Source organism: Lentibacillus sp. JNUCC-1, assembly GCF_009741735.1.
Lineage (GTDB): Bacteria > Bacillota > Bacilli > Bacillales > Amphibacillaceae > Lentibacillus_B.
In genome coordinates this window covers 823,760-843,216 of record NZ_WHOH01000003.1, presented here as the reverse complement: position 1 = coordinate 843,216, position 19,457 = coordinate 823,760, and the positions used below count along the sequence as shown (strand labels likewise).

15 protein-coding genes and 1 pseudogene are annotated in these 19,457 nt (G+C 40.9%); 10 read left to right on the top strand and 6 right to left on the bottom strand.

Annotated elements, in window-relative coordinates; all coding sequences use genetic code 11:
* Window positions 1-3 precede the first annotated feature (3 nt).
* On the top strand, window positions 4-606 hold the full coding sequence (gene rpsD, locus JNUCC1_RS14695; RefSeq protein ID WP_156646147.1) for a 30S ribosomal protein S4: 603 nt from the start codon (window positions 4-6) through the stop codon (window positions 604-606).
* Between the two features lie 107 nt (window positions 607-713).
* On the opposite strand, the gene tyrS is transcribed toward rpsD, so the two are convergent.
* Window positions 714-1,991, bottom strand: coding sequence for a tyrosine--tRNA ligase (gene tyrS / locus JNUCC1_RS14690; RefSeq protein WP_156646146.1), 1,278 nt, complete (start codon window positions 1,989-1,991; stop codon window positions 714-716).
* 86 nt (window positions 1,992-2,077) lie between these two features.
* Between tyrS and JNUCC1_RS14685 the strand changes: the two genes are divergently transcribed.
* The 9 genes from JNUCC1_RS14685 (at window position 2,078) to JNUCC1_RS14645 (ending at window position 13,040) form a co-directional block, all read left to right on the top strand.
* Window positions 2,078-5,194 (top strand): transglycosylase domain-containing protein, encoded by a 3,117-nt coding sequence (locus JNUCC1_RS14685; protein WP_331713802.1) that lies wholly within the window; start codon window positions 2,078-2,080, stop codon window positions 5,192-5,194.
* A 122-nt stretch (window positions 5,195-5,316) separates the two neighbouring features.
* Window positions 5,317-5,970 (top strand): GNAT family N-acetyltransferase, encoded by a 654-nt coding sequence (locus JNUCC1_RS14680; protein WP_156646144.1) that lies wholly within the window; start codon window positions 5,317-5,319, stop codon window positions 5,968-5,970.
* Window positions 5,971-6,621, top strand: a complete 651-nt coding sequence (locus tag JNUCC1_RS14675) for an acetoin utilization AcuB family protein (RefSeq protein ID WP_156646143.1) — start codon at window positions 5,971-5,973, stop codon at window positions 6,619-6,621.
* Window positions 6,618-7,784: an acetoin utilization protein AcuC gene (locus JNUCC1_RS14670; RefSeq protein ID WP_156646142.1), complete on the top strand. Its 1,167-nt coding sequence runs from the start codon at window positions 6,618-6,620 to the stop codon at window positions 7,782-7,784. The genes JNUCC1_RS14675 and JNUCC1_RS14670 overlap by 4 nt, the downstream gene beginning before the upstream one ends.
* A 31-nt stretch (window positions 7,785-7,815) precedes the next feature.
* A complete protein-coding gene (locus tag JNUCC1_RS14665) occupies window positions 7,816-9,306 on the top strand; it encodes a Mur ligase family protein (protein ID WP_156646141.1) in 1,491 nt (496 codons plus the stop codon).
* Window positions 9,307-9,344: 38 nt separating this feature from the next.
* Window positions 9,345-10,532: a carboxylate--amine ligase gene (locus tag JNUCC1_RS14660; protein ID WP_156646140.1), complete on the top strand. Its 1,188-nt coding sequence runs from the start codon at window positions 9,345-9,347 to the stop codon at window positions 10,530-10,532.
* A 24-nt stretch (window positions 10,533-10,556) separates the two neighbouring features.
* Window positions 10,557-12,038 (top strand): UDP-N-acetylmuramoyl-L-alanyl-D-glutamate--2,6-diaminopimelate ligase, encoded by a 1,482-nt coding sequence (locus tag JNUCC1_RS14655; RefSeq protein ID WP_156646139.1) that lies wholly within the window; start codon window positions 10,557-10,559, stop codon window positions 12,036-12,038.
* A gap of 17 nt (window positions 12,039-12,055) precedes the next feature.
* The gene (locus JNUCC1_RS14650; protein WP_156646138.1) at window positions 12,056-12,790 is read left to right on the top strand and encodes an aspartate/glutamate racemase family protein; all 735 of its coding nucleotides are present in this window, start codon (window positions 12,056-12,058) and stop codon (window positions 12,788-12,790) included.
* Window positions 12,791-12,815: 25 nt separating this feature from the next.
* Window positions 12,816-13,040 (top strand): hypothetical protein, encoded by a 225-nt coding sequence (locus JNUCC1_RS14645; RefSeq protein ID WP_156646137.1) that lies wholly within the window; start codon window positions 12,816-12,818, stop codon window positions 13,038-13,040.
* Between the two features lie 100 nt (window positions 13,041-13,140).
* On the opposite strand, the gene JNUCC1_RS14640 is transcribed toward JNUCC1_RS14645, so the two are convergent.
* The 5 genes and pseudogenes from JNUCC1_RS14640 to JNUCC1_RS14620 all read right to left on the bottom strand — a co-directional run bounded on the left by JNUCC1_RS14640 (window position 13,141) and on the right by JNUCC1_RS14620 (window position 19,322).
* Window positions 13,141-14,622, bottom strand: coding sequence for a murein hydrolase activator EnvC family protein (locus JNUCC1_RS14640; protein WP_231784240.1), 1,482 nt, complete (start codon window positions 14,620-14,622; stop codon window positions 13,141-13,143).
* 895 nt (window positions 14,623-15,517) lie between these two features.
* Window positions 15,518-16,306, bottom strand: a complete 789-nt coding sequence (motS, locus tag JNUCC1_RS14635; protein WP_156646135.1) for a flagellar motor protein MotS — start codon at window positions 16,304-16,306, stop codon at window positions 15,518-15,520.
* Complete coding sequence (motP, locus tag JNUCC1_RS14630; RefSeq protein WP_156646134.1) at window positions 16,296-17,120, bottom strand: flagellar motor protein MotP; 825 nt, start codon at window positions 17,118-17,120, stop codon at window positions 16,296-16,298. Before motP ends, motS begins: the two co-directional genes overlap by 11 nt.
* Before the next feature lie 48 nt (window positions 17,121-17,168).
* Window positions 17,169-18,166 (bottom strand): annotated as a pseudogene (gene ccpA / locus JNUCC1_RS14625) (catabolite control protein A).
* Between the two features lie 79 nt (window positions 18,167-18,245).
* Window positions 18,246-19,322: a bifunctional 3-deoxy-7-phosphoheptulonate synthase/chorismate mutase gene (locus JNUCC1_RS14620; RefSeq protein WP_156646133.1), complete on the bottom strand. Its 1,077-nt coding sequence runs from the start codon at window positions 19,320-19,322 to the stop codon at window positions 18,246-18,248.
* Between the last annotated feature and the right edge of the window lie 135 nt (window positions 19,323-19,457).

Below are 19,457 nucleotides of genomic sequence, written 5' to 3'. Positions count from 1 at the left end.
CCAATGTCTCGTTTTACAGGATCAGTTTGGAAAAAGTCCCGCCGTCTCGGCATATCATTAACAGGCACCGGTAAAGAAATTGATCGTCGTCCTTACCCGCCTGGTCAACATGGCGCTAACACGCGCAGAAAAATCTCGGAATACGGTCTTCAGCTTCAAGAAAAGCAAAAATTGCGTTTCATGTACGGTCTGAACGAACGTCAATTCCGCAACTTGTTTGACAGTGCAGGCAAAATGCAAGGTGTTCATGGTGAGAACTTCATGATTCTTCTTGAGTCACGTCTTGATAACCTTGTATACCGTTTAGGTCTTGCCCGTACACGTAAACAAGCTCGTCAGCTCGTTAACCATGGTCATGTAACTGTTGATGGAAAGCGTGTGGACATTCCATCATACCGTGTGAAACCTGGTCAGGCTATCGGATTGCGTGAACGTTCACAAAACCTTGACACAATCAAAGAAGCCATCGAAGTTAATAACTTTGTTCCAGAATACTTGACTTTCGACGAAAATAACCTTGAAGGAACGTACAATCGCTATCCTGAGCGTGCAGAACTTCCTGCAGAAATCAACGAAGCTCTTATCGTTGAATTCTACTCACGTTAATAAAGGTGTTAACAAAACCCCAATTCCTTTTGATATGGAATTGGGGTTTTGTGTACCAGACTTTAAAAAGTTTAGCCCTTGAATCTGTTGGATTCAAGGGCATTATTTTATATGAATCTAATCATAAAGTATTTTTTCTTGCCGCGTCTCACGATCATAAACTGATCTTCTATACGATCCTGTTCTGTGACAACATAGGCAACTTCCTGATTCCGCTGCCCATTAATGTAGATGGCGCCGTTATTGATATCTTCCCGCGCCTGACGTTTTGAAGATGAAATGTTTGCATCTACAAGCAAGTCAACCAACGGCATGTCCGCTTTAGTCATATCACTTGCAGGCACATCCTTAAAACCTTGTTTGATCTCATCGGCTGTCAAATTGGATAATTCCCCGCTAAACAAGGCACCGGTAATTTTTTGGGCTTGTTCAAGCGCTGCATCCCCATGGATACTCCGAGTCATTTCTTCAGCAAGCCGCTTTTGAGCCACACGTTTGCCTGGTTGATTAGTGACTTCCCACACAAGCTCCTCTATCTCTTCAGCTGTCAGGAATGTAAAGTAATGCAGAAACTTAATGACATCCCTGTCGTCTGTATTAATCCAAAACTGATAAAATTCATAAGGTGTGGTTTTTTCACCATCAAGCCAAATGGCTCCGCCAGCAGTTTTGCCAAATTTGGTACCATCTGCCTTGGTTATGAGGGGGACTGTTAAACCATATACATTGATTTCCTCTGCTTGATCCTCTCTAGACCTGCGAATCAGTTCCATACCTGCTGTAATATTACCCCATTGATCGCTGCCACCGATTTGTAAAGTACAATTCTCTTCTTCATACAGTTTCAGGTAATCGAGTGATTGTAAGATCATATAACTGAACTCTGTGTATGAGATGCCCTGATCGATCCGTGCTGAAACAGATTCCTTCCCGAGCATGTAATTCACACCAAAGTGTTTTCCGGCATCACGCAGGAAATCAATTACCGTCATTTGAGACAACCAATCATGATTGTTGCGCACGACAACTGGGTTTTCTTCGACAGGATCATCCACGCCTAAAATGTTATGAATCTGTTGCCTGATTTTTTCACTATAGCCTTTAACAACCTCTGTCGTATTCAACGAGCGTTCGCTGGAGCGACCGCTAGGATCTCCTATCATACCTGTGCCACCGCCGACCAAAGCAATTGGTTTATGTCCTGCTTTTTGAAAACGTTTCAGCATCGTGAGAGGCACCAAATGCCCGATATGTAAACTGTCACCTGTAGGATCGAACCCACAATACAATGTAACTTCTTCTTTAGCGAGTTTTTTCTCCAACCCTTCACGGTCTGTTGTTTGATTAATTAAGCCTCTTTGTTCAAGATCCTCTAATATGTCCATGTTCCACACTCCAATCAACAAAAATATTCTGTGTCCACGAATGAAATTATGCTATAATACGAATGAAGCTTTTAGGAGGTATTATCGTGGATTTAAAACAATTATATCATAAATATAAAGAAAAATGGCTGACGATATGGCATACAGGAAAAATACAGCGGTATTCCCGTATCACGTACGATATTGCGTGGAACGTAGTCTTATTTTTCCTGATTGTTGGTTTCATCGGGATCTTTTTCGCCGGCGGTATCGGTGTTGGCTATTTTGCCTCTCTCGTTAAGGATGAACCCGTCAGAGCCGCTTCTGATATGGAACAAGCGATTTACGATTACGAAGAAACATCGACCTTATACTTTGACAATAATATTTATTTTGGTGATGTCAATTCAGACTTACACCGCGATGAGATTAAGCTTGACCAGGTATCAGACAAGTTGATTAATGCCGTTATTGCTACGGAAGACGAGTATTTCAGAACACATAATGGCATTGTTCCAAAGGCTATTTTACGCGCTCTCGTTCAGGAAGCCACCAATTCATCATCCAAATCGGGGGGCAGTACACTCACACAACAGCTCATCAAAAATCAAATACTAACAAATGAAGTTTCATTCGAGAGAAAAGCAAAAGAGATTCTCCTCGCCATGCGACTGGAAAATTTCTTTGATAAAGATGAAATTCTGGAAGCTTATCTTAATGTTGTACCATATGGGCGTGAGGCTTCGGGACAGAACATTGCCGGGGTGCAAACAGCTGCAAAAGGGGTCTTTGGTGTAGATGCAAAAGACCTGACCCTGCCACAGGCTGCCTTTTTGGCTGGTCTTCCAAAAAACCCTTATGCCTACACACCTTTTAAAAACCATGGCGGTTTAAAAAGTAAAGAAGCGCTCGAACCTGGGTTAAGACGTATGGAAGCTGTGTTGCAGCGCATGTATGAGGAAGAATACATCAGCGAAAAAGAATATAAAGACGCATTGGCCTATGACCTGACTCAAGATTTCACCAGCAAACAAACCGCTGCCCTGGAAAAATATCCGTATTTGACATTTGAATTACAAGACAGAGCACAAGATATTATAAAGGAAGTCCTAGCAGACAAAGATGGCTATACATTGGATGATCTGAGCAATGATGAAGATCTAAATGAAAAATACGATATTATGGCAGAACGAAATCTGCGACGCAATGGCTATCAAATCCACTCTACCATTAATAAGGGGATATATGACGCATTGCAAAAAGCCGCCCAAAACTTTGAACACTACGGTCCTGACTGGGAAGGTAAGATTAAGCTTGGAGATGAAACATTCAAGATTAAACAACGTGTCGAAGTGGGCGCATACATGATTGACAACAGTACAGGCAGAACGATTGCTTTTGTGGGAGGACGCGGCTATGACCAAGAAAATCAAGTCAACTTCACAACAAGAGTGAGGTCCAATGGCAGTACGATGAAGCCATTACTCGTATACGGGCCCGCTATGGAAAAAGGGGAAGTTCAACCAGGGTCCCCTATTTTGGATGCAAAAACAACGTTTCCAGGTCGCGAAGGATATACTCCACAAAACGTAACAAAATCCTTTTCCGGTATGGTTTCAGCACGCCATGCCTTGGCCAACTCAATCAATATACCTGCTATTAAAACTTACGGTAAAATCAACGATGAGAACATCGTTGACCAATATTTAAAACCAATGGGTATTAATACGTTAGGAGAAGATGAGTACTCGCATCTTTCCCTTGCAATTGGGGCAACTAGTCATGGGGTTACAGTAGAGGATAATGTGAATGCGTTTAGTACCATTTCCAACAATGGTAAGTTTAAAGACACTTATATGATTGATAAGATCACAACCAAAGAAGGGGATGTCATTTACGAACACGAAGTGAAGCAGAATGACGTATTTTCTCCTCAGACCAATTATTTACTCATGGATATGCTGCGTGACGTTATGAATGACGGTACAGGTGTGTACGCCCAGTCTTATCTCAACAATAAAAACATCGACTGGTTTGGAAAATCCGGCACATCTCAAGATACTTCCGATGTTTGGTTTGTAGGAGGGAATCCGAACATTACGTTTGGCACTTGGATGGGCTATCAATATCAAAAGAGCCTTGATTTTCAAGGTTACATGCCATATTACAAACGAAGCGGATTACTATGGGCAACCTTAGTCAATGCAGCTGCCGATGTGGCTCCTGAACTCGTCTTACCAGATGAAAGATTCCAGCGTCCGGACGGCATTGTTGAGAGAAGTTACTGCGCGGTATCAGGCATGCTCCCTTCTGATTTATGTCAAAAGGTTGGCCTTGTGAAAACGGATCTGTTCAACGCGAAATATGCACCAAAAGAAGAAGATGACAGTTTAGTCACAGGTTCTTATGTTATGGTTGATGGTCGGGCAGTAATTGCAGGTCCGAATACACCACAATCGTTTGTTAAAGGAGACGGTGTGATGTTTAACCCAGAATTTTTGAAGCGGAAAGGCTACGACAAACTTGACGACTTAACCGACATCTACTCCAAATTAAATCCGGAAGCTTGGAAGAAGATCGGAATTCCAAACACAAATTTTAGCAACCAGTTAAAAAACGACGGAAAAGCGCCTTCAGCCCCACCCGGACTTAAATCCACAGGGGGAAAGCTGGTATGGAAAAAACCGATGAGTAATAATATCATTGGCTACTATATTTACAGAGCCAGTCAGCCAGGCGGTTCTTTTACTAAAATTGGTCAATCAACAGATACAGCCTACTCAATTTCTGGACAAAAAGGGATTTACCGAGTTGTTGCTGTAGACTACTTCGGAAATGTCTCTGATCCATCCAATACGGTCAAAGTGGGGTCTTTAACGGAAACCAAAGACGATAAAAAAGAAAAGCCGGATCAAAACAAAGACAAAAATAAAGATAAGAACAAAGATGGTAACAATCATAACAACGGCGGAACGAACAATGGTGGATCTGGCAACGGAAACGGGTCTGGTAATGGAGGCAACAATGGTGGCTCCGGTGACGGAAACGGCTCTGGTAATGGAGACGACAATGGTGGCTCCGGCGGCGGAAACGACTCCGGTAATGGAGACGGCAATGGTGGCTCCGGCGGCGGAGACGACAATGGTGGCTCTGGCAATGGAGGCAACAACGGCTCTAAAAGCGACCAAAACAATGGTAATAAAAACAAAAAAGAAAAATCTTAATCTGCAGCGTCAAACAACTGCCCTTTTTGGGGCAGTTGTTTTATCATTTTTAGCTTATGGCTAAACGTTCTTACCTTATTCCTGTATAATGGATACAATATCATGATCTAGGTGGTGACGAAATGGATCATATAAAAACACATTATGCCATCGAAAGAAAAACAGAAAATGAAACGATCATCATTGAAGGTCCGGTTTCAAAAGAAGTTATGAGTCAATATGGGTTTCATGAGCACCTGACAGCATTTCGACCTGCAGCCAAACAATTTGATGCACTAAAAGGTATTGCTGACTTCCCTGAAGGTCGTATTATCATCGCACGAACCGAACATACCATTGTTGGCTATGTGACCTTTTTACATCCTGATCCACTTGAACGCTGGTCCGAATTTAACATGGAAGAATTAATCGTTCTTGGCGCCGTGGAAGTAATCCCCGCCTACCGAGGTGCGAAAGTAGCTTCGGGATTGCTTGAGGTTGCAATGTTAGATGATTACATGGAGAACTACATTGTGATCTCTACAGAATATTACTGGCACTGGGATTTAGACGGTTCCAGACTTAGTATCTGGGACTACCGAAAAATGATGGAAAAGATGATGGCCAAGGGTGGTTTAAAACCCGCTCCAACAGACGATCCGGAGATCATATCACATCCTGCTAACTGTTTGATGGTGCGAATTGGAGATAATGTCGATGAAGCTGCCCTTCAGAAATTTGATCAATTACGTTTTCTAAAACGTCACGAATACAGAAATATGAGGGAGGGGCTTTAATTGTTAGTAGAAACCATTATGAAAACAAATGTTGTCACACTACCGCCTGAAGCCACAATAGAAAAAGCCTTGAGTCTTTTACAAACTCACCGCATTCGACACATCCCTATTATTGATGAAAATGAACATGTCATTGGCATCGTTTCAGATCGCGATGTCAGAGACGCAAGCCCCTCTATATTTGACAAGGAACAAGATTCTAATGCGATGCAAAAGGCGATCAGTACCATCATGAGTCATCCGGTGGTGACCGTCCACCCTCTTGATTTTGTTGAAGAAATTGCGAGGATTTTTCACGATCAGGAATTTGCCTGTGTCCCTGTTGTTCAAAACAGCAAACTTGTTGGCATGATTACAGAAAAAGATATGCTTTACACGCTTATACAATTAACCGGCACCCATGTGCAGAGTTCACATATTGAAGTGAAAGTCCCTCATAAGCCTGGTATTTTACCAGAAGTAACCTCTGTTTTCGGGCATCATAAAGTAAACATTGTTTCGCTTCTAGTTTACCCGTATAAGACAGATCCTAACTACAAGACTCTAGTCTTCCGTGTGCAAACAATGAACCCGCTGCCCATTATAGAAGACTTACGAGAGGCTGGGTATGAGCTGTTATGGCCGAATGAACAGATGGGGAACCTACTATGAGGTGTTCGAGTAAATTTATTTATTCTGCCGACATGCTTCAGTATCATTTTCATAATGATCATCCATTTAATCAAAAGCGTGTTCTGCTCACAAAAGAACTGCTTGAAACATCCAGTTTACTTGATGAAACGGATATTATTGCACCGAGAAAGGCAACCGAAGATGAGCTTGCCCTTTTTCATGACAGACGTTATATAGAAGCTGTTAAAAAAGCAGGTGCCGGTCTTCTTTCTCCTAATGAAGCAATGCATTTCGGACTTGATACAGATGATACCCCTGTATTTGACCATATGCATGAAGCCTCCAGTTATCTGGTCGGGGGTACGCTTACTGCCGTAGATGCTGTGTTGAATGGACAAGCAGATCATGCTCTCAATTTAGGCGGCGGACTGCACCATGGATTCAAGCGAAAAGCATCTGGCTTCTGTATTTATAATGACGGAGCTATTGCGATCGAATATATAAGAAAAAACTATGGTATGAAAGTGTTATATGTGGATACAGATGCTCACCATGGTGACGGTGTTCAGTGGGCATTCTATGAGGATTCAGACGTCTGCACATTATCAATACATGAAACCGGACGTTATCTATTTCCTGGAACAGGGAATGTTAATGAACGTGGAATTAAATCTGGTCATGGCTACACCTTTAATGTACCGATCGATGCTTTCACAGAGGATGCGTCGTTTATTCATATCTATGAAACAGCACTCAGACATGTCATTGAGTTTTTCAAACCAGATGTAATTGTGACTCAAAATGGAGCAGATGCCCACATGTATGATCCTTTGACGCATTTGTGTTCAACTATGGAGACATTCGAAGCCATCCCGCTTCTAGCCCATAAACTCGCCCACGAATATTGTGATGGGCGGTGGATTGCGACAGGTGGTGGCGGCTACGATATGTGGCGAGCGGTACCGCGAGCCTGGGCTCAGATCTGGAGTGTTATGAAAACCGGACAAGTACAAACTGGATTGCTCCCCGATAGTTGGTGCCGTAACTGGAATAAAAAATCTCCAGTTGAATTGCCACTCACATGGCATGATTCACCAAATATCGTTCCAGACATTCCCCGCGCTCCGGATATTGCTGAAAAAAACGATCTAGCTTTACAGCAAGTATTAAAATATGCACCTCATAGTAAAACTTGTAAATAGAGCCAAGTGCGTTTGAAAGGAGTCGTCACTAATGGATCAATTAGATACTTTATTAAAAACATTAAACTTAAAGCAACAGCATCTTAAAGCGGATGGTCATATTTCAGGCATCTCATACCATGCCCAAAGAGTAGAAGAGGGTCATCTTTTTGTGTGCATACGAGGGCACCAAACTGACGGCCATAAGTATTTAAAGGATGCCGTCTCACGCGGATGTAAAGCTGCTATTGTCGAGGAGATTCAGTCTGATGTTGATATTCCTCAATATCAGGTGGAAAATAGTCGAATAGCACTTGCTAAGGTCAGTTCGCTTTTTTATGATGAACCCTCCAAGGAATTAAACGTAATCGGTGTAACCGCAACAAACGGTAAAACATCAACAACATATATGATCAATGAGATTCTTGAAGCCAATCAATTTGAAACAGGCCTTATTGGAACGGTTAATGTTAAAATCGGAAAACATTCCTACCCTGCTGAACTAACCACGCCAGAGTCACTGGAAGCACAGTATTTCTTAAAGCGTATGACTGAGAGCCAAGTTTCTCACGTGACCATGGAGGTCTCTTCAGCTGCTCAAGAAATGCACCGTAATGACTTTATTGACTACAACATTGTTACTTTTAATAATATCGGCCGAGAACATATTGACACGCATGGTTCTGTTGAAAACTATGTCGCTGCCAAAAGTAAATTAATTAAAAATGCCAAACCAGACAGTTTCGCCATTTTAAATATGGATGATGAGATTTCAGCTTCACTCGCCGATCAAACCAAAGCAAAAGTGGTCACGTTCAGTGTCAATAATGATGAAGGCGATCTGGTTTGCAAAAACCTTGATCTTTCAACCGGCCGACCGTCTTTTACAGTTAAACTGTGCCGGCCCTTAAAGGTTAATGAAACCTTTACTTGGGAGCCAATGACTTTCCAAGTTGATATGACCGTACCAGGCATTCACTCTGTTTATAATTCCATGGTTGCAATTACTGCAGCTCTACTTTCAGAAGTACCCGTTTCAGTGATTCAATCTGCTTTAAAAAACTTCAAAGGTGTGGATCGCCGGTTCCAATTCATTTATGAAGGTGATTGCAAAATTGTCGATGATCACTTCGCCAATCCAGGTAATATCGATATCACGATGGGGACACTCACTCAGATGGACTTTAATAATCTTCATATGGTTTATGCGATCAGAGGTCAACGCGGTCCTGTCGTCAACCGAGAAAATGCGGAGAAAATAGCAATTTGGGCCAAAGAGTTGAATCTCACTCATATTATTGCAACTAAAAGCATCTCAAACGTAACGAAACGGGATGTGGTGACCAAAGCAGAGGAAGACGCATTTATGGATGTCATGACAGAAGCTCGTATTTCTGTGTCACTTTACGACGAACTCACAGACGCCATTAAGGCAGCATTAATGAGTACCAGCAAAGAAGATCTTATTTTACTCGCAGGTTGTCAAGGCATGGATAACGGTGCGGAAATCGCTTTACGTGAGAAAAACACATCTGTTATTTAAGAAAATCATCTGATATTTCGCTAAGGAGAGAGATAATTATGCAACATAAAGCAGTTGTGCTTGGCACAAACTATTATATTGGTTTAAGTACCATTCGCTGCCTCGGATCTGAAGGCATTCATACCGTTGCAGCTGACTATTCAGATGCAGGTACATATGGAGCAACCTCTAAGTATTGTTCTGAACAATTGATCCTACCGCATTACAAAAAAGACACTGAACATTTTATTAATACGTTAATCGCATATGCCACACAACAAGAACATAAACCTGTACTTATCCCTTGTCATGACTCATATCTCGAAGTTATTGATGCACATTTGGATACATTAAAACAACATTACTTATTGCCGAATATGGATCAAGGATTATATACAAAAGTTATGGACAAAGAAAAACTTCATCAACTGGCTGTGGAAGAAGGTGTACGTGTTCCTGAAACAGTTTATTTGAACGATGAATCCTTCACTGAAAAAGTCGAGCAAACGATTCAATTTCCATGTCTTGTTAAACCTGTTGATTCCCCTACATTTGTAAGTGTTTTTCGACAGAAACTGTTTAAAGTATACGATATGGAAGAGTTAAACGACGCGATTAAAAAAGCTAAAGACGCTGAGTTGGAAGTTATTATTCAGCGTATTATACCTGGTGCTGATGATCACATGCACACCTTCGACGCTTACTTAAATCACAATTCAAAAATTACGCATTGGACTACATGTCAGAAGTTCAGACAATACCCTATTAACTTTGGCGCTTCGGTCTTTACAGTTCAAAAGCATATTCCTGAGCTTTATGACCTCGGAGCTCATTTTCTCGAAAACATTGGCTACAAAGGATTTGCTGAAATTGAATTTAAAAAAGATGAAACAACCGGCGAGTTCTATCTCATTGAAATCAATGCACGTATTACGAATTTCAATCACATGCTTTATGATATTGGTTTAAACTTCCCTTATATTATGTATAGAGAACTTATTGGAGAGCCTTTAGAGCCTAAAGCTGTTACACAAACAACCAATCGCGCTTTCTGGTATGCACAGGAAGACTTGCTGGCCATAAAAGAATACATCAAGACAGGACAACTATCTGTAAAAGAAGTGAGCAAAAGTTTCTTTCGTCCTAAAACAGGTGCAGTTTGGAATCGACATGATCCAAAACCTGCATGGGTCTACTCTAGACAACTGGTTAGGAAAGCGTTGAAACGCGTCACACGTCGCTCATAAAACACCATAAAAGGATGAAAAGCCATGCATTTATCTTCTATCGTAAATCAATTAACAATACTCAATCACACAGGGAATTTGGATTGTAACATTTCATCAGTCACGTTCGATTCACGTAAGGTTAAACCCGGCAGCCTATTCATCGCCATAGATGGATTTTCTGTTGACGGGCATCGTTTCATCCAAAGTGCGGTCGAACAAGGCGCTGTTGCAATTATTGTTGAAAAAGATGTCACTCTTGGAACAAATACTGCCATCATCAAAGTGCCTGATTCCCGTAAAGCAATGGCTATGGCTGCCGTTCATTTTTTTGAGGATCCTGCGAAAAACTTAAATATGATAGGTGTAACCGGAACAAACGGCAAGACGTCCGTTACACATTTTATAAAAGCGATACTTGAAGCCAATCAAATTAATACTGGTGTGATTGGAACTATGGGTACAATCATCAATAAAAAGCATTATAATTCCGATCGGACAACACCAGAATCACCTGATCTGCAGGCTTTACTGCAAAAAATGGTCAGATTAGAGACTTCAAGCTGCATCATGGAGGTCTCCTCTCATGCACTCGATCTATCAAGAGTAGCAGGCATAACTTTTAATACAGCTATTTTCACCAATCTAACACCTGATCACTTGGAACTGCATGGAACCATGGAAGCCTATTTCCAGGCTAAAGCCAAGCTGTTTGAACAGACATCCGGGTTTAGCATCATTAATACCGACGACCCATATGGCCGCAAGTTAACCAAGCAGATTAAAAAAGATAAGTTAATCACGTACGGTATTCATCAAAAAGCACACATCCAAGCAACAGATATAACATATAACCTTAACCATACTAAATATACCGTTATAACCCCTATTGGCCAGATCAGAGTGACGATTCATTTGCCTGGTGAAATATACGTATACAACAGCCTTGCCGCTATTGCATGTGCATTCGCAAATGGAATTTCACTTGAAACAATCAGAAGTGGTCTTGATCATGTTTCCGGCATTAAAGGACGATTTGAAACGATTTATCAACATGAAAATTATCGAGTCATTGTCGACTTCGCCCATACTGAAGATGCTTTAAAACAATCTCTTATTACGATCAAACCACACGTCAGAGGTCGACTTATACTCGTTTTCGGTGTCTATGCGGATGACAGTGAAAATGGGCGCAAGAAGCGTATAGCCATGGGGAGAACAGCCGCTGAACATACCGATTATTCAATCGTTACACTTGACAACCCCAGAGAACATAACCAAGATATGATTATGAAAGAAACATGTGACGTTTTAAAAGAACTCTCAACCCCCTATACTGGCATCAAGGATAGAGAAACAGCAATCCGTCATGCAATCCAAATCAGCAATGATGACGATACTATCCTACTTGCTGGCAAAGGTCATGAAACGACACAAATATTAGGGAATAAAGAAATACCATTTAATGAGAAAGAAATTGTATTGGATTCAATCAAGACAAAAGAATTTAATCAACCGACATATTAGATTTTGGTGGTGCAAAAATGAACAAGAAACTAGGAATTATTGGGGGTATGGGCCCCAAAGCAACAGCTTCTTTTATGGACAAAATTATTAATTATACTGAAGCTACAAAAGATCAGGATCACATAGATATGGTCATTTTAAACCATGCTACTTTACCTGATAGAACCAAATGTATCCTAAACCAGACTGGGGAATTATTCTTGCAAGCTATTCAGCCGGATATCCACTACTTGGAAAGCGCTGGTGTAGATAATATCGCCATCCCGTGCAACACCTCACATTATTACTATGAAGAATTGCAAGCTATGACTGATATCAACATCATCCATATGGTACAGGAAACAACTCAATATATTCAAAGAATGTTTGGCTCGGGCAGCAAAGTGGCTATTCTGGCTACTGACGGCACGATTGCAAGTGGTGTTTATGAAAATCAATGCAAGGCGCACAATTTGTTCCCATTTGTACCTGACACTAACCTGCAAAAACACGTCATGAACTTAATCTACAATATAAAAGCTGACGCGACATACGAAGGAGAGGAATTGGATGAGATTATTCAATACCTGGTTAGCAAGGAAAAATGCACAAGCATCATCCTAGGATGTACTGAACTATCCACTGTATCGTTAAAAACCTCTTCACAGGCATATTGCATTGATCCCATGAATATCCTTGTAGAACAATCAATCATTCAGTCTGGCAAACAGCTCACACAGCCTGTCAATACCCATTTTATTATAAACAGTTGAATGATAAAGTGGAGGTGCTTGAACAGTGGATAAACATAGTTTAAACGACTTTTTATTTGATTCCTTTTATAATGGTGCGCCTAGAAGAGAATTACGACTTTCAGAAGAAGAGATCCATTATATTAGAAAAAGATTTCCAAAGATAAAATGCACACCTATACAAGATGCCATTCACTCAGACAAACAATGGTATACAATATCTTTAGGAGAACGAACTTCCTTCCCCATTAAAAGAAAAAAGCCAGGCTGATTTCCGTCAGCCCGGCTTTTTTTAGTTGTTTAAATAACACCGTATAAAAAAAAAAGCGACATTGCTTGTATGGACAATGTCGCTTTTTAAAATTTAAGATCTATCTTAAGTAATGAGCAGGATTGACTGCGTTTGTTGTTTTAGGATTCACACCATTATATCCACCTTTGTGTATTTCAAAGTGCAAGTGATTACCTGTGGAACTTCCAGTGGTGCCGACATAACCAATCAACTGACCCTGTTCTACAGTCTGACCTGGACTTACAGCAATTTTGCTCATATGGGCATAATTCGTTGTATATGTGACGCCATCAATCTGATTGACAATCATTACATGGTTCCCATATGAAGAATGGTATCGCGCGGTTGAAACAACACCAACGCCTTTTCCAGATGAATAAATTGGTGTCCCCGCCGGCGCAGACATATCCACACCTGCATGGAAACGAGGAATATTATATATAGGATGGGTTCTCCACCCAAAGTTTGAACTGCGACTTCCAGCAGCTGGCCAAATAAAGTTACTGCCACTAGGAGCTGGGCTTACGTTTCCGGTATTTCCCCCGTTATTAGCGTTGTCGCTAGGTGAGCTTCCTGAATTACTGTTAGATGCTTGCTCTTTTTTCCTTGCTTCTTCTCTCTTTCTTTCCTCACGTTCTTTAGCAAGTCTTTGTAATTCAGATTTTTTATCTTGTGCAACTTGTTTTGCTTTCTTAAGGGCTGACGCCTGTTCTGAAATCATTTGCTGTTCTTCAGCAAGAGTTACTTGATATTCTTCTAAGTGTTCTTGTTCTTCTTCCAGACTGCCCAACAGCTTATTTTTACTTGCCATCTGTTCGTCTAACTTTGTTTTAAGTGAAACAAGTTCACCTTTTTCACTTTCTAGATTTGCCTTCTGGCTTTCGACTTCAGCTTTGTGCTCTTCTGCTTCAGCTTTTTTCTCTTCTATCTCTGTTTTCTTGGTTTCAACTTCGGCCTTTTTTTCCTTTAAAGCTTCGCGATCAGCTGATAATTCTTCCATGATCGATTTGTCCTGATCCATGATAGTATTTACGGCTGTTGTACGGCTGATGAAATCACCGAAGCTCTTTGCTCCAAGAATAACTTGGAGATATTTTAGAGATCCACCGTTTTCCTGAATTGAACGGACACGATCTTTAAGAAGTTCTTCCCGCTTTTTAATTTGTTTTTTGAGTTGCTTAATTTCATCTTTTAACTGCTTGATTTCGTCTTCCAGTTGAACAGTTTCTTTATGTAGGCTTGAAATCCGCTGTTCCAACTCATTGATTTGAGCATTAATGTTGGAGATTTCATTTTCTTTTTGTTCTATCTCTTTTTGTGTTGTGTCGAGCTCATTATTAATTTGTTCAAGTTCGCTTTTGACCTCGCCCTGTTTGTTAAGATTTTTATCCATCTTGCTATCGTTCTTGCTTTTTTCACCGTCTACATCTTGGCGTTCTTCTTTTAATTTCTGCTCTTTCTTTTCTAGATTTTTAATTTCACTATCGACACTACTGATACTTTCAGCGTTGGCATGCTCAAGCTGTAAGACGTTTAACCCGACTATTAATGCAGCGATCATTATGCACTGAGTAGCTTTTCGCAATTGTAATCCCCCATTTTGCTAAAGTTTATGTATATCGTTATATCATGTCCCCACAGACATGATGTTTTGTTTGTTAGCTATGAAACTAGTATAACATCTTTCGGCAGCAAATTTAGACACAGTTATATTACATTTGTGTTTCAAATGTGTAATCATTCGATTTAAGGGGGAATAATAGGGAACTTTGGCAAACAATAAATTTGAAATCGACATTATTCCAAATCAAAAAAACCGGTCAAACCGACCGGTCTCACTCAATTCCAAATCCTAACACCTTTACGCAATATAAGTAAACTGCGAACTAACTAGACAGATCTAATGACTGCCACCAAGCACTCCATATGTTTAAACGAGCACCGTGATTTCCGCTGCGGGAAGTCGCTTTCCGCGGGCACGGCCTCAGCCTCCTCGCTCGCAAAGACCGCTCGCTGTGGGGTCTTCGGACTCGTGCTGTTCCCGCAGGAGTCGACTTCCCTCCGCTCCAATCACTTCATGTTAATTAGGTGCTTGGATGTTTTGCTCAAGAAATTAAGAGTGAACGTAAACTTTTCTTGAGCAGCTAATGCTAACTCAACTTTGAGGTGATTTCAGATTGATGCTCAGTCCATTTAACTTTCAATCCCTCACTTTATAAAATCAAGAAAGAAGGTAAACACACCTCTCCAAGCTCGGGGAAAACACGGAGACTCCTGTGGGAGGAAAAGCCTCGGTGAGACCCCGGAGGTCGATAGACCGAGGAGGCTCAGCAGCGCCCACTGGACGCGGAGTGTTTTCCCCGAGCGGTTGCCAGAAGCAGTTATTCAAGTTTTCATTAGTTCGCAGTTTGTGTCAACTACGTCATTGCAGATTTTTGTATTCTAAACTTTTTTTATTAATTGTCGCTTAGCTCAGGTGTGTCGGCATCCATTATGACAATTTCTACGCGGCGGTTTTGCTTCATATTTTCTTCTGTGTCGTTAGGTACAAGTGGTCTGGTTTCTCCATAGCCAGCGAGGGAAAAACGTGCTGGATCAAATTGAAATTCATTTACAAGATATCTAATCACACTACTTGCTCTCGCTCCTGATAGTTCCCAGTTTGATGGGTATCGAAAACTTGACATCGGACGTGTGTCAGTATGACCTTCCACCTTCACAACATTCGGCACTTTGTTGAGGAGAACACCAATTTTATTTAAAAACGGTTCCCCGCTTGGCAAAACAATAGCTTCCCCAGGGTCAAATAATATCATTTCCTGTAAAACAAGCACAACACCGCGTTCAGTTCTATTAGCGGATATGACATTATTTAATTCGTTTGCATCGAGGTATTCTTCCACCTCTTCCATCAAAGCATTCAACTTGTCTTCTTCTGTCTTATGATCTTCTTCAAAAAATTTTTTAGCGTCTGAAGGATCTTTGAATTCGTTTAAAGTTTTACCTTTTTCCAGATGTGATGGACTTTCAGTTGGATGATCCAAAGGGACGGCCGAAGGGAAAAAATCCAGCACCATTCTGTTTTTAAAAGACTCTGAGATCGCTTCAAACTTCACAAGATCAATTTGCGACATTGAAAACAGCAAAATGAAGAATACCAGAATCAGCGTAACCATGTCAGAATATGTAACCATCCATTTAGGCGCACCTTTATCGTTACGTTTCTTTAGATTTCTACGCTTCATGGATCTTCTCTCCCGCAAAATCCGCTTCTTCGTCTGCTTCCTCTTTTACTTTGCCATGAGTTGGCAGAAATGCACTTAGTTTTTCCTCCAGTATACGCGGATTTTGTCCGGATTGAACACCAATCACGCCTTCAATAATGACTTGTTTTATAAAGAGTTCTTCTTCTGTTTTACTTTCCAGTTTCCCAGCCATAGGAATGAAAATCAGATTGGACAGAACCGTTCCATAAAGTGTTGTCAATAAAGCTACGGCCATGTTTGGGCCAAGGGTTGTGGGATCCTGTAGACTATTCAGCATGAGCACAAGCCCTACAAGGGTTCCAATCATCCCCCAGGCAGGTGCGTATTCCCCCGCTTTTTCAATAATAGAACGGCCTTTATAATGTCTTTCCTCCATTGCAGTAATTTCTGCATTCATAATATCAGTGATAATATCCGGTTCGATTCCATCAACTGCGAGAAGAACGCCCTTTTTAATAAAAGGATCTTCCACTTCTTCAAGTTCATTTTCCAGTGCTAATAGACCTTCGCGTCTGGCACGCTCAGACAATCTCACAAATAAATGAATCAGTTCAGGCAGACGCTGTTCATTCTGATGAAAAGCTTCTTTTATCACTGAATTGGTCAACTTGATTTGGTCCATCTTAAAGCTGATCAACATGGATGCGCCCAGACCGCCAATCACTACAAAGATAGATGCAACGTCCAAAAAGGAACGGATACCTTCCCCGCCCCCTTTTGAAAGAATAGCAAGCATTATCATAATAAAACCAAGCGTAATGCCAATTGGCGTTAAAATATCTCTTTTCCTCATAGTCTCGCTCCCCGATACGTAGATGACTTTCTCTTTATATCGGCTTTATTATGAATTTGTTGAGTTCCTTTCTACAATTCGATGAGGAAGAATCACTTTTTTCTCTGTTACTTCTTCTTTATTCATATATTTCGTCAGCAATCGCATAGCGACAGCCCCAATGTCATACATGGGCTGAACGACTGTTGTTAATGTTGGACGAACCATCATTGATAACCTGGTATTGTTAAACCCGATCACTTCCAGGTCCTCTGGAACACTATAACCCTTATCCTGAGCACCATGAATGACACCGAGAGCCATCTCATCAGACGCGACAAATACTGCAGATGGTTTATCATCCAAATCCAATAACTGACCAACCGCAGCCATACCAGCATCATATGAATAATCACCAGTAACGAGGAATTCTTCTTTCTCACTTGCACCACTGGATTGCAGCGCACGCTTATAGCCTTCCTGTTTCAAAGTATTAATAACCGTCTCATCATCTCCTGCGATCATTGCAGGCTGAGTATGTCCTTTATCGATTAACATTTTCACAGCTTCATATGCTGCTTCTTCATAGTCAATATTTACAGATGGGAGTGTATCTGAGGCATCATGAGTCGCTGCCAGCACGATCGGCACATTTGCACTTGAAAATTGTGTCACGTGTTCTTCTGTAATCGTTCCCCCCATAAATAAAATACCGTCCACTTGCTTCTCAAGCATCGTATTAATAAGATTAATTTCCTTGTTTTTATTTTGATCTGAGTTACTTAAAATGACGTTATATTTATACATCGTAGCAATATCCTCTATCCCCTTGCAAGCTCGGCAAAGAAGATACTTGAAATATCAGGAATAATCGCTCCTACTGTAGTTGTTTTTTTGCTGGCAAGTCCGCGTGCTACGGCATTCGGTCTGTACCCCAATCTTTCAATTGTTGCGAGCACCTTTTTCCGTGTCGTCGGTTTAACATTCGGATTTCCGTTAACCACCCTTGACACCGTTGCCATAGATACATTTGCTTCTCGTGCGACATCATAAATTGTTATTGTCATGTCTAACTCCTCCTTGAATCGTTATCATTATCGACTAGAATCTCAGAAACATACCTCATATAATCCTGTTCAATTTTTATTACTTTAGGCGATTGGCAAGCTCTTTCAACTCGTCCATAAACATATCAAAGTCTGCAAGATTCATTTGTTGTGCTGAATCGGATAAGGCGACAGCTGGATCAGGGTGAACTTCAGCCATGACGCCATCAGCTCCTATCGCAAGCGAAGCCCTTGCTGCCGGTAACAATAAATCTCTTCGCCCTGTGGAATGTGTCACATCCACCATAACAGGTAAATGGGTTTCTTTCTTTAGTACTGGGACAGCTGTAATGTCCAATGTGTTACGTGTAGCTGTTTCATATGTGCGTATACCCCGTTCACATAGAATAATATCACTATTTCCCCGTGACATTATATATTCAGCAGCATTCATAAATTCTGATATTGTAGCCGCCAGCCCTCTCTTCAGGAGAACAGGCTTTTGAACATCTCCCGCAGCTTTTAAAAGTTCAAAATTTTGCATATTGCGAGCGCCAATTTGTATGATATCCACATAATCAAGCGCTGTTTCGATATCATTTGGGGTTACGATTTCACTTACTGTCAAAAGATCGTTTTCTTCAGCCACTTGTTTGAGAATTTTAAGCCCCTCAACGCCCAATCCTTGAAAGTCATAAGGGGACGTTCGTGGTTTATATGCACCGCCCCGCAGAAGTTTAACCCCTTTTTTCTTAACAGCACTGGCAACTGCAGCAGCCTGCTCATAACTCTCAATCGAACAGGGACCCATGATGTACTGTATATTTCCATTACCGATAAGTGTGTTTTTTATTTGGATAATCGTATCTTCCTGCTGTTTCTTTCGTGAAACGAGAAGTGCTTTTTGATGATCATCTTCCAGTAATTCCAGGCTCGCTTTAAATATCTCTTTGAAAATATGTTCTATCGAAGCATTTTCATACGGACCTTGATTATATCTGGTTATATCATTTAACATATCCCGTTCACGGACAGGATCAAAACGGTGCATACTTTGTTTTTGCTTGAGTTCGCCTATCTGTTGGACAATTTTACCGCGCTTGTTGATTAATCGCAGCAGTTCATTGTTCACATCGTCCATTTTTTGACGCATCTCTTCCAGTTCGTTACTGCTCAATGTGTCTGTTCGCCTCCTGAACAAGTTTATTATTCATGGGAAATATGGTACATTTTTAAATGGAAGCTGATGTTTTTAGTATAGTCACTTTGAAATTGTATTTTAAACCTAATTTAAAATAAAAACTTGGCAAAT

Coding starts and splice junctions, on each gene's coding strand:
- JNUCC1_RS14640 (WP_231784240.1), bottom strand. CDS start 14,622: ATGATCGCTGCATTAATAGTCGGGTTAAACGTCTTACAGCTTGAGCAT.
- JNUCC1_RS14650 (WP_156646138.1), top strand. CDS start 12,056: ATGAACAAGAAACTAGGAATTATTGGGGGTATGGGCCCCAAAGCAACA.
- JNUCC1_RS14655 (WP_156646139.1), top strand. CDS start 10,557: ATGCATTTATCTTCTATCGTAAATCAATTAACAATACTCAATCACACA.
- rpsD (WP_156646147.1), top strand. CDS start 4: ATGTCTCGTTTTACAGGATCAGTTTGGAAAAAGTCCCGCCGTCTCGGC.
- JNUCC1_RS14670 (WP_156646142.1), top strand. CDS start 6,618: ATGAGGTGTTCGAGTAAATTTATTTATTCTGCCGACATGCTTCAGTAT.
- JNUCC1_RS14665 (WP_156646141.1), top strand. CDS start 7,816: ATGGATCAATTAGATACTTTATTAAAAACATTAAACTTAAAGCAACAG.
- tyrS (WP_156646146.1), bottom strand. CDS start 1,991: ATGGACATATTAGAGGATCTTGAACAAAGAGGCTTAATTAATCAAACA.
- JNUCC1_RS14680 (WP_156646144.1), top strand. CDS start 5,317: ATGGATCATATAAAAACACATTATGCCATCGAAAGAAAAACAGAAAAT.
- motS (WP_156646135.1), bottom strand. CDS start 16,306: ATGAAGCGTAGAAATCTAAAGAAACGTAACGATAAAGGTGCGCCTAAA.
- motP (WP_156646134.1), bottom strand. CDS start 17,120: ATGAGGAAAAGAGATATTTTAACGCCAATTGGCATTACGCTTGGTTTT.
- JNUCC1_RS14660 (WP_156646140.1), top strand. CDS start 9,345: ATGCAACATAAAGCAGTTGTGCTTGGCACAAACTATTATATTGGTTTA.